Here is a 9,711-nt window from a genome sequence, read left to right as displayed (position 1 = left end):
CCCCCCCCCCCCCCCCCCCCCCCCCCCCCCCCCCCCCCCCCCCCCCCCCCCCCCCCCCCCCCCCCCCCCCCCCCCCCGGGAGACTGGGGCCTCGTCAACAACTTTTCAAAAAGTCCATTCAGGGCAAAAGCATTCACGCAAAGACGCGAAGCCGCAAAGGGTTTGCAAAGAAGAGCAGGGATCTGCTGCTTCCCACTCATTTCCCAGTTCCCTATCCCCTATCCCCTATCCCCCACGTCCTACGCCCTACACCCTACGCCTCTGCTACTCCAACAATCTTTCGATTTCCCCCCAATAACGCCGCGCCATAGCCGCGAGTGGAAGTTCCAGCAGCGAGGTGATGCAGAGCGTGTCGCCGGCGACTTTTCCGAGGAAGGAAATCGGCACGCGGTGCTGGGCGCAAATCGCGGCGATGTTGCGGCGCTGCGGCGGGGCATAGGAGACCACCGCCAGGGATTGGCTTTCGCCAAACAGGGCAAAGTCCGGCCGCACGAAACCCGGCAAAGCAATCTGCGCGCCGAGGAATTTCTCTTCATTCATGATGCAGCATTCGGCCAGGGCCACGGCGAGACCGCCATCAGAAACATCATGCGCGGAATGCAGCAGCCGCTGTCGAATCAGTTCGAGGCAGGCTTGGTGCAGGGCCTTTTCGCGCTCGAGATCCAGACTGGGGCAATCGCCGGCCACCAGGCCGTGGATCACTTTCAGATATTCACTGCCGCCGATCTCTTCGAAATTCGCGCCCAGCAGCGCGATTTCATCGCCGGCCTCTTTGAAATGCGCGGTGGTGGCGCAGCTCACGTCTTCCAACACGCCCAGCATGCCGATCACCGGTGTGGGATAAACCGCGGCGGTGGGACTCTCATTATAGAAGCTCACATTGCCGCCCGTCACCGGCGTTTCCAGCGCGCGGCAGGCCTCACCGATGCCCGCGATGGCCTCCTGGAATTGCCAATAGACTTCCGGCTTGTAGGGATTGCCGAAGTTCAAACAGTTGGTGATCGCCACCGGCCGGGCGCCGGTGACGGCCACGTTGCGCGCGGCTTCGGCAACGGCAATGGCCGCGCCGCGGCGGGGATTGAGATAAACGTAGCGGCCGTTGCAGTCCGTTTTCACCGCCAGGCCCTTGGTCGTGCCTTTGATGCGGAGCACGGCCGCGTCGCCGCCGGGCAGGATCACAGTGTTGCTGCGCACGGTGGAATCGTATTGTTGATAAACCCAGCGCTTGCTCGCGATATTCGGCGCGGCCAGCAGTTGGAGCAAACATGCGCCGAGATCCGGCGGTTGCGGCAGCGTCGCAGCGGAAAAGGCGCGCGTGCTTTCCAAATAGGCCGGGGGCTTGGCCTCGCGAACATAAACCGGCGCGCCGCCGCCGAGCACCAGGCTCTCGGCTGGAATCGCGGCGACTTCCTGGCCGTTGCGGCGCACGCGCAGCATCTTGTCCGCGGTCACTTTGCCGATGATGGCCGCGTGCAAATCCCATTTGCGGCAAATTGCGGCGATGGCCTCTTCCTGGCCGGGCCGCGCCACCACCAGCATGCGCTCCTGCGATTCCGACAGCATGATTTCGTAGGGCGTCATGCCGGTTTCGCGCAAGGGCACGTGTTCCAAATCGATCACCATGCCGTGCTGGCCGCGCGCCGACATTTCCGAGGTGGAACAGGTGATGCCGGCCGCGCCCATGTCTTGAATGCCGATGAGCAAATCGGCGCGGATCATTTCGAGCGTGGCTTCGAGCAGAAGCTTTTCGGTGAAGGGATCGCCGACCTGCACTTGCGGCCGTTTGCTTTCGCTTTTCTCGGAGATTTCTTCGCTGGCGAAGGTGGCGCCGTGAATGCCGTCGCGGCCGGTGGCGGAGCCGATCAAGATCACACTGTTGCCCACGCCGCTGGCCACGGCGCGCGCCATGCGCTCATGCGGCACGAGGCCCACGGCCATGGCATTGACCAGCGGATTGTCGCGGTAGCAGTCCTCGAAACAAACCTCGCCGGCCACCGTGGGCACGCCAAAGCAATTGCCGTAATCGCCGATGCCCTTGACCACGCCTTTGACGAGATAGCGCACGCGGCTGTCGCTCAGGCTGCCGAAGCGCAGCGAGTTGAGCGCGGCAATCGGCCGCGCGCCCATGGTGAAAATATCGCGCAGAATGCCGCCCACGCCGGTGGCCGCGCCCTGGTAAGGCTCGACCGCGGAGGGGTGATTGTGGCTTTCGATTTTGAAGGCCACGGCCAGCCCGTCGCCGATATCCACCACGCCGGCGTTTTCTTCGCCGGCTTTCACCAGCAAATCTTTGCCCTCGCGCGGCAGGGTTTTGAGCTGGGCAATGGAGTTTTTGTAGCTGCAGTGTTCCGACCACATCACCGAAAAGATGCCCAACTCGGTGAAGGTCGGCACGCGGCCGAGAATTTGAAGGATGCGATCGTACTCTTCGGCGCTCAGGCCATGTTGCTGGGCGAGCGCGAGCGTCACTTGTGGTTCAGTCATGGTGCGGTGTGAATCCTGGTCTCGACAGTTTTTTCAAAATGCATGTAGCTGGAATAAGTCGGTTTGATGGTCAAACGGAGGGTGAATTTGCCGGCGGGCACCGGTGCCAAAGGCGGCAGGTTGGGCGGCAGCAACGCGGGATCGACCGGTTGCCAGGCGCCGCTGAAGGTTTCGCGATTGGCGCCGGCAAAACGCAGGGTGTTGGTCATCGGTTGCGCGAGCACGCTGCCCTCGCTGTCGCGAATTTCTAGGGTAACAAAGCTCGGCTCGGTCAAAAAGTAGGCGACTTCGAGCAGCCGCTGGTGGGTGAGGCGGGCGGTGAAGTCGCGCAGGTCGGTGCCGATCCAATAATATTGCACGGCCTCGCGCTCGGCAATGATGACCTGGCCGAAGCGCTTGTAAATGGCAATACCGCGCGGCTCGCGGAATTCCTTGGCACCGTTGCCGCGCCGGCCAAAGCTGGTGAGGTAATTCAGTTGGCGGTCGAATTTGTGAATGCAATGGTTGGCGGCGTCGGTCACAAAGATGTTACTATAGTAATCGAGGGCGGCATAAGCCAGCCGGGAGTTGGGGAATCCCAGGCTGGCCATGGTGCGTGAAGCCAGCAGTTGTCCTGCGGGAGAGAATTTCTGCAGCCGCTGCTGCTCCTGGTCGATGACGACCACGAAGGCGTCTTTGTAATAAGACCAGGACTCGCTGGCATCGGTGGCGGCCACCGCGGTGGGCCGGTGCAGCCCGTTGTTCGCGCCCCAACTGTGCAAGAGTTGATCATCGCGATAGGCCACGATGCGATCGTTGCCGGTGTCCGCGACATAGAGGGTTTTATCGGGGGAAATCGCGACGTCGCGCGGGGATTGCAAACCGGTGAGGCTGCCGATGAACTTCAGCTCGCGGCCGGGATTGTGGAAGTGCACGACGCGATGATTGCCGGTATCGGCCACGTACACCTCGCCGCTGGGATGTGCGGCAATGCCGTTAGGCTGCCGCAAGCGCCGCTCGCCGGTTTCATTCATGCCATAGAAAGCGATGGCGCTGCGCGAGGTGTTGAAGATGATCATATTGTAGCCGGCATTCACGCCGTAGACCGTCAGCTCATCGTCATCCTGCGCGCGTTTCGGATCTTCCCAACTGTCCAGCCGGGTGGCGGCCACGCCCTGGGGATTGTCGACCTTCACGCTGTTTTTGGTGTAAAGCTTGAGGTGAGTGGCCGTGGCCTTTTGCACCCAAATGTGCAGAAAGGGCGGAAACACCAGCGTGGTGGGATCATACTTTACGCCGGGCAGGGGCAGGAGGGCGGCCTGCGCGAGCAGGAGGGCGATGAGGAGGAGGTTCATGAAAGGTCGAGTGTCGGAATTGTTTGATCACCGCAAAAAGCGGTTGGCGTTTGAAACGTTGAAGGATCCTGAATCGCAAAGCAAACATTTGAACCGCGAAGGCGCGAAGAACGCGAAGAAGGACTCTCTTGATTTCAAAACTCTGCGTTCTCCGCACGCTCCGCGGTTCGAATGTTTGCCTTTTGGTGAAGAATCTTCTATGATTGCAAATGTTTAGCCAGTTGAGGAAACCCACCGCCCGGGCGCTCTTGACTCGAATCAACTTGAGTTGTTGCTTTCTTTCGTCGAACGGGCTTCATAGAGCTCCAAGCGCCCGGGCGGTTCTTCAATTGACTGAATTCTTACCTGGAATCTTATTCTGACTTTGCGCGCCTTGCGGCCCAATCAAATGGTGCCTGCAATCATGGAAGACTGAAGTCAAGTTTTTCTTTGCGCACCTTTGCCTCTTGGCGTCTGCGCGGGCGCTTTTGCCTTCCTTGGTTTTGGCGCGTTGGGTTGTGAATGAAGCAACTCACTTTTCGTCAGTCGTCTTTTCTTGCTGATCGCGCGCTGTGTGAAAATAATCCCAAATCCGCTGCGCCAGCGGCGCGGTGATGCCGCTTACCAGCATCAACTCGTCGACCGAGGCCTGGCGCACGCCCTCAATCGAGCCGTAGAACTTCAATAGGGCGTTGCGCCGCGCCGGACCGATGCCGGGAATTTTCGACAGCTCCGAGTCGGTGGTGCGCTTGCGCCGCAGGCTGCGATGAAACGTCACGCCGAAGCGGTGCGCCTCATCGCGAAGTTGCTGCAGCAGTTTCAGTCCCGAAGACGTGCGCGGAATGTTTTGCGCGTCGGCGGCGCCGGGCACGAACACTTCATCCAGCCGCTTGGCGAGCGCGGCCAGGGGCAGGTCGAGATGGAGGCGTTGCAGCACGGCCAGCGCGGCATTGAGCTGGCCTTTGCCGCCATCGACGAGAATCAGATCGGGCCGCGGCAGCTTTTGCGCCAGCGCGCCGGCATAGCGGCGCTCGATGGCCTCCGCCATCATGGCAAAATCATCCGGCGTCTGTTGGCCGCGGATTTTGAATTTGCGGTAATCCGATTTTTTCGGCCGGCCGTCCTCAAACGTCACCATCGCCGCCACCGGATCCGTGCCCTGAATGTTGGAGATGTCGAAGCACTCGATGCGGCGCGGCGGTTGCGCCAGCCGCAAATCACGCTGCAGCGCCACCACGCTGTGCGGCAGCTTGAGCCGGGCCTGCATCTTTTGCAGCTTCAATTCCTGCAGCAGGAGGTGGGCATTCTTCGCGCACATCTCCATGAGTTTGGCCTTCTCGCCCTGGCGCGGCGTGATCAGCCGCACCGGGCCCTGGCGCTGCAATTCCAGCCAGGCGCGCACGTCTTCGCTTTCCGGAATTTCCACCGGCAGAATGATCTCTTCGGGAATGAAATCCGCTTTGAGATAATACTGCTTGGCAAACGCGGCCACGACGCTTTCATACGGCTCCTGGAACACGCCGTTGAGATAGTAATGCTGCCGGCCGATGATCTTGCCGTCGCGCACTTTGAACACCGCGCCGGCCGCATCTTCATCCTCCAAGGCCACGGCCACGATGTCCCGGTCTTTGAGATCATCGGTGACGATTTTCTGGCGGTATTGAAACTCTTCGATGAAGCGGATGCGGTCGCGCAGCTTGGCGGCTTGTTCATACAACTGTTTTTCCGCCAGGGTCTGCATTTTTTCCTGCATCTCCTGCACCACCAGGCGGCCGCGGCCGTTGATGAAATTGACCACCTGCCGCACCACCTGGCCGTAATCCTCCGCGGAGACCAGGCCTTCGCACGGGCCGTCGCATTTCTTGATGTAATAATCCAGGCAGAGTTTGTATTTCTTCTTGGCGATGACTTCCGGGGTGAAGTGGTAGTTGCAGCTCCGAATCGGAAAGATGCGCTTGACCGTGCGCAGCAGCGCTTTCATTTGCCCGACGTCGGTGTAGGGGCCGAAATATTGCGAGCCGTCTTTGACGATCTGGCGCGTCGGAAAAATGCGGGGAAACATTTCATGGGTGACGCGGATGTAGGGGAAGCTTTTGTCGTCGCGCAGATTGACGTTGTAGCGCGGCCGGTATTCCTTGATGAGATTCATCTCGAGAATGAGCGCTTCCATTTCGGAATCGGTCACGATGATCTCGAGATCCGCGATGCGGCTGCGCAGGCGCGCGGTTTTGGCATCCAGCGGCCGGCTCTCTTGAAAGTAGGAACGCACGCGGTGGCGCAGCACCTTGGCCTTGCCCACGTAGATGATCTTGCCGGTGCGGTCTTTGAATTGATACACGCCGGGCTTGAGAGGAAGATTTTCGAGCTTGTTTTGCAGCGTGGTGGACATGGGGTATCGGATGCGAGGGCGCTCAACCAAAATACATGAAGCCGGCAATCACCAGCGCGGCGATCGCCAGCGGCCAGATGAAGGGCAGCGTGCGTTTGGTGATATCCAGCGCATCGACGCGGGTGAAGCTGGCGATCCAAAAGTTGTGGCTGTTGGTGGGATCGCACACGGCTTGCACCGCGCCCACCGACAGCAGCATGGCCATGATTTGTTCGGCGGACAGGGCGCCGGCGGCCAGCAGCAGAGCGGCAAAGCCGCTGCCCAGACCCCAAATGTTCAACGGTCCGCGGTAGAGCGCGAGCGGCGCCAGCAGGCCGAAGATCACCACAAAGGCCGGCTGCGGCAGGCCCTGTTCCGGCAACAGCGGCGCCAGCAGGGTGCTGAAAGCGCCGGTGATGTTTTCATGTTTCACCGTCTCGAGCAGGATGCCGATGCCGATGATCAAGAACAGCGCCGGGCCGGTGCTCTCGAAACTCTCGATGATCGACTTGGTGAGAATCTGCACCGCCTCGCGGCGAATGGTCAAGAGGATCGCGATCAGCATGCCGGCCAGCAAGGCCAGCGCCGTCTCCATCTCAAGGCCATGGATCAAATACAGCGGCAGCAGCGGCGACAGAATCGCGAGCTGCGTGCGCCGGGTGGTGCGCCGGCGCAAGCTGCGGACCAGCCGATAGATCGTCCAAGCAAAGAAGGGCAGCAGCGCCACCGCCGCGGTCGAGGTGCCGAGCGGCGTGTGGCCGGGCTGCGGCAACAGGCCGGGAACGATCAGCATATTCGCGAACAGAACGAGCAACGAAGCCATGGCCAGCTCGCCCTCGAAGCTGGAGGCGAGGATCGCAAACAGCAGCCCGGCGATGAAGGCCGGCACGATCGGCCAGTCGAGCACCAGCACGAGCAACAGTGGCACGATCGGGGTAAACAAAGCCAGCCGGTGCAACGGCGGTTTCACCGGAGCCGCGGGGGTGGTGGCGAAGCGGTGAAGCTGGCTGGGCCGCAGATGCCAGAGGCAGAAGGCCAGACCGAACACGGCAAACAGAGCCACCATCACCAGCGCGAAATCGCGCACCTGCGCCGGCGTGACGCCGAGCACGTTGACGTAAAGCTGCCAATTGCGCAGGTTGAGCATGCCGCCCATCGACAAGCCGATGATCATCACGGCCGAGGCGGTGACCGGCGGAATGCCGGCATTGAGCATGATCGGCAGGATGATCGAGCCGACCAGGATCACGGTGCCCAGCTCGCCGAGCGCGATGAAAATCGCGGCGGTGATGAACATCAAGCTGAGCGCCAGCACCAGCGGCCGGTCGCCCACCAGCTCGGCGGTGTAGCGAATCATCAGTTCCACGACGCCGCGGTTCTTGATGAACATCGCGAGGATGCCGCCGAAGATCGTGGCCAGCAGGGCGGGACTGACCGACAGCGGCCCTTTCTGCAAAACGTGCTCGAGGAGATGCTCCTTGGGCACACCCGCAGCCAGCGCAAACAGCAGTGCCATCAACGGCAGGGCGAGCATGGCCGACAGCCGCTTGAGGTACATCAAGAGCACGCATCCCACCAGAATGATGAGCAAAATCGCGGAGACCAGCACGGGTTCATCCCACAATGAGGTGTGACGGTCAGGATTGCGGCTCAAAGTAAGGAGGGAGGGCGCGAAAGTCAAACGGATTTTCCGGCGGGCGGACTTGCGCCTGCGGTCGTCGCGCTCCGGCTTTGAAGTTTCGCGTAGAGGGCGCTCAGCGCCGGCGGCACGGTGATGAGCCAGAGAATGAAATACGGATATTTGTAGCGCGGATCACCGACAGTGAGGAGATTCATGCCCAGGCCAAACACGCTGAAGAAGTAGATCACCGCAAAGCGCTCGAGCCAGAAGCCGGATTTGCTTCTTATCAGACGAAGCGCTTGATGCAGCACGAGCAAAAGCAAAATGAAATAGTAGACGTGATGCACGAGTTGCAGCGCGAGGAATCCCACTTGGAAGCGAAGCGATTCGCCGGCCAGGATTTCGTGGAAGCTGCCGGCCTGCATGATTTTGCCGATGCGATAGAGGCTCCAGGCGTGGCTGTGGGTGAGGGCATTGATCGCCCAATCGTCGCGCGCGAATAGGTGCAGCAGCTTGTGCGGGAACAGGGCGAGCCATTCGAACGGATGCGCGCGCATCCAGCGCCGGGCTTGCGCCGTCCAGTAGTCGCCCTTCTCCACGAACGTCATGGCGCTGTCGGCAGGAAGAAAACCGGGTTGTCCGGGAGCAAAGACGCGCTTGTTGTAGGCGCCGTTGGCGAGATCATTGGCGCCCATCAACAGATTGGCGGGGCCGGTGGTGGACGTGAAGACGAATTCGCCCACAGCGCTTTTGCCGGCGAATGCCAGAACGATAATCACGGCGAACGTGCCGCCGGCGAGTCCGAGGAGAGGTGCATGCCAGGGCCGGTGCCGCAAAAAGGCCAGGGCCTCTGCGGAGAAACAGGCCAGCAGCAAGGCCCAGCCGAACGGCCGCACGCCGATGGCCAATCCCAGCAGGGCGCCGGCGAGCACAGCCGCTCTCCAATTGTGGTAGAGATAAAGATTCAGACTTGCCAGGCACAACACGCCGAACAACAACTCAGTGAGATTGTGCAACACCAACCCGAGGTTGGTGAGATAGCAGACGTACAGCACCACCACCAGCCGCGCCCAGCTTTCCTTCTCCAAGATCTTGCGGGCAAGCCGATAGAGCAGGAAGAGCTGCAGCGAATTCAAAAGGAGATTGGCGAACAAAATCGTGGCCGTTGAGTTGTGCAGGGCGAGCAGGCCGACGAGAAAATTGATGTACACCGGCGCGAGAATATAGTCGGCGCCGCGGTGTTGCGGCAGGGGATAGAAGCGTCCGGCGGCCAGGCATTCCTGCGCCAGACGGTAGTGTTCGAGCGAATCGTTTTCGAAGGGCAGAGGCAGAAAGAGGAGGTAGACCAGTTGCACAACGAAGTAGATCGCGAGAATCGCAGGGAAGCCATACTGCTGCCATCGGTTGAAATTCATCATGGCTGGTACGCCGTTACTTCAGCGGGTCTGAGTCGTTGGTTTGAAATGTCATGCCGTGGCAGTTGGTGGATTGATTGGCGCTGTGCCTGGCTCGCCGTAACGCAGACTGCCAGGCTGCAAACGAATCAAGCTGAAAAAGGCACGGCGGTCGCGCGAGTCTTGCAGCGTAGTACTTGACGCCAGTTTTCAGACAAGCTGAATTCTGAAACTCTCCGGGCAGCCACGAACCGGCCCGATTCAGAATACTACAAAGTCACACAATGTCAACACCGGCACCGCCGAGTCGCTACGAACGCAGAGCAAGGCTTTTTCAATGCGACAACTCGGCGCACTCCGCGAATCCGCGGAGACCGCAGAGTTTCAAAATCAAGAGAGTCCTTCTCGGCTTTCTTCGCGCCTTCGCCGTGAGCTTCTGAGTTGAATAGCGAGGGCGTGTGCCCAAGTCTTCACAAGATCCTTACTGGATGACAACTGGATGACAGTGGTAGTGGATACCTCGTGCGAGAC

General features: G+C 60.5%; 6 protein-coding genes. 1 reads left to right on the top strand and 5 read right to left on the bottom strand.

Translation table 11 applies throughout. The annotated features are described in order from the left end of the window. Nucleotides 1-264: 264 nt before the first annotated feature. A complete protein-coding gene (purL, locus tag L6R21_25340) occupies nt 265-2,484 on the bottom strand; it encodes a phosphoribosylformylglycinamidine synthase subunit PurL (protein MCK6562537.1) in 2,220 nt (739 codons plus the stop codon). Beyond that, nucleotides 2,481-3,818, bottom strand: coding sequence for a hypothetical protein (locus tag L6R21_25335; GenBank protein ID MCK6562536.1), 1,338 nt, complete (start codon nt 3,816-3,818; stop codon nt 2,481-2,483). Before L6R21_25335 ends, purL begins: the two co-directional genes overlap by 4 nt. Between L6R21_25335 and L6R21_25330 the strand changes: the two genes are divergently transcribed. After that, a complete protein-coding gene (locus L6R21_25330) occupies nt 3,817-4,035 on the top strand; it encodes a hypothetical protein (GenBank protein ID MCK6562535.1) in 219 nt (72 codons plus the stop codon). The genes L6R21_25335 and L6R21_25330 overlap by 2 nt on opposite strands. 294 nt (nt 4,036-4,329) lie before the next feature. Here the strand turns inward: L6R21_25330 and uvrC are convergent, their stop codons facing one another. Genes uvrC through L6R21_25315 form a run of 3 tightly spaced genes read right to left on the bottom strand, consistent with a single transcriptional unit; the run spans nt 4,330 to nt 9,204 of the window. Beyond that, complete coding sequence (gene uvrC / locus L6R21_25325) at nt 4,330-6,186, bottom strand: excinuclease ABC subunit UvrC (protein MCK6562534.1); 1,857 nt, start codon at nt 6,184-6,186, stop codon at nt 4,330-4,332. A 22-nt stretch (nt 6,187-6,208) separates the two neighbouring features. Further along, nucleotides 6,209-7,846 carry a hypothetical protein gene (locus tag L6R21_25320; protein MCK6562533.1) on the bottom strand — a complete coding sequence of 546 codons (1,638 nt, stop codon included), beginning with the start codon at nt 7,844-7,846 and terminating at the stop codon, nt 6,209-6,211. Beyond that, nucleotides 7,843-9,204, bottom strand: a complete 1,362-nt coding sequence (locus L6R21_25315) for a hypothetical protein (protein ID MCK6562532.1) — start codon at nt 9,202-9,204, stop codon at nt 7,843-7,845. Before L6R21_25315 ends, L6R21_25320 begins: the two co-directional genes overlap by 4 nt. Nucleotides 9,205-9,711 lie beyond the last annotated feature (507 nt).

The sequence above is a fragment of the bacterium genome (assembly GCA_023150945.1).
Lineage (GTDB): Bacteria > Zhuqueibacterota > Zhuqueibacteria > Zhuqueibacterales > Zhuqueibacteraceae > Coneutiohabitans.
Note: the sequence above shows the minus strand (reverse complement) of the source record. Positions and strands in the feature narration are given on the sequence as shown.

Bases quoted from the DNA above. Each gene is read 5' to 3' on its own strand.
- L6R21_25330 (MCK6562535.1), top strand. From the start codon at position 3,817: ATGAAAGGTCGAGTGTCGGAATTGTTTGATCACCGCAAAAAGCGGTTG.
- L6R21_25315 (MCK6562532.1), bottom strand. From the start codon at position 9,204: ATGATGAATTTCAACCGATGGCAGCAGTATGGCTTCCCTGCGATTCTC.
- uvrC (MCK6562534.1), bottom strand. From the start codon at position 6,186: ATGTCCACCACGCTGCAAAACAAGCTCGAAAATCTTCCTCTCAAGCCC.
- L6R21_25335 (MCK6562536.1), bottom strand. From the start codon at position 3,818: ATGAACCTCCTCCTCATCGCCCTCCTGCTCGCGCAGGCCGCCCTCCTG.
- purL (MCK6562537.1), bottom strand. From the start codon at position 2,484: ATGACTGAACCACAAGTGACGCTCGCGCTCGCCCAGCAACATGGCCTG.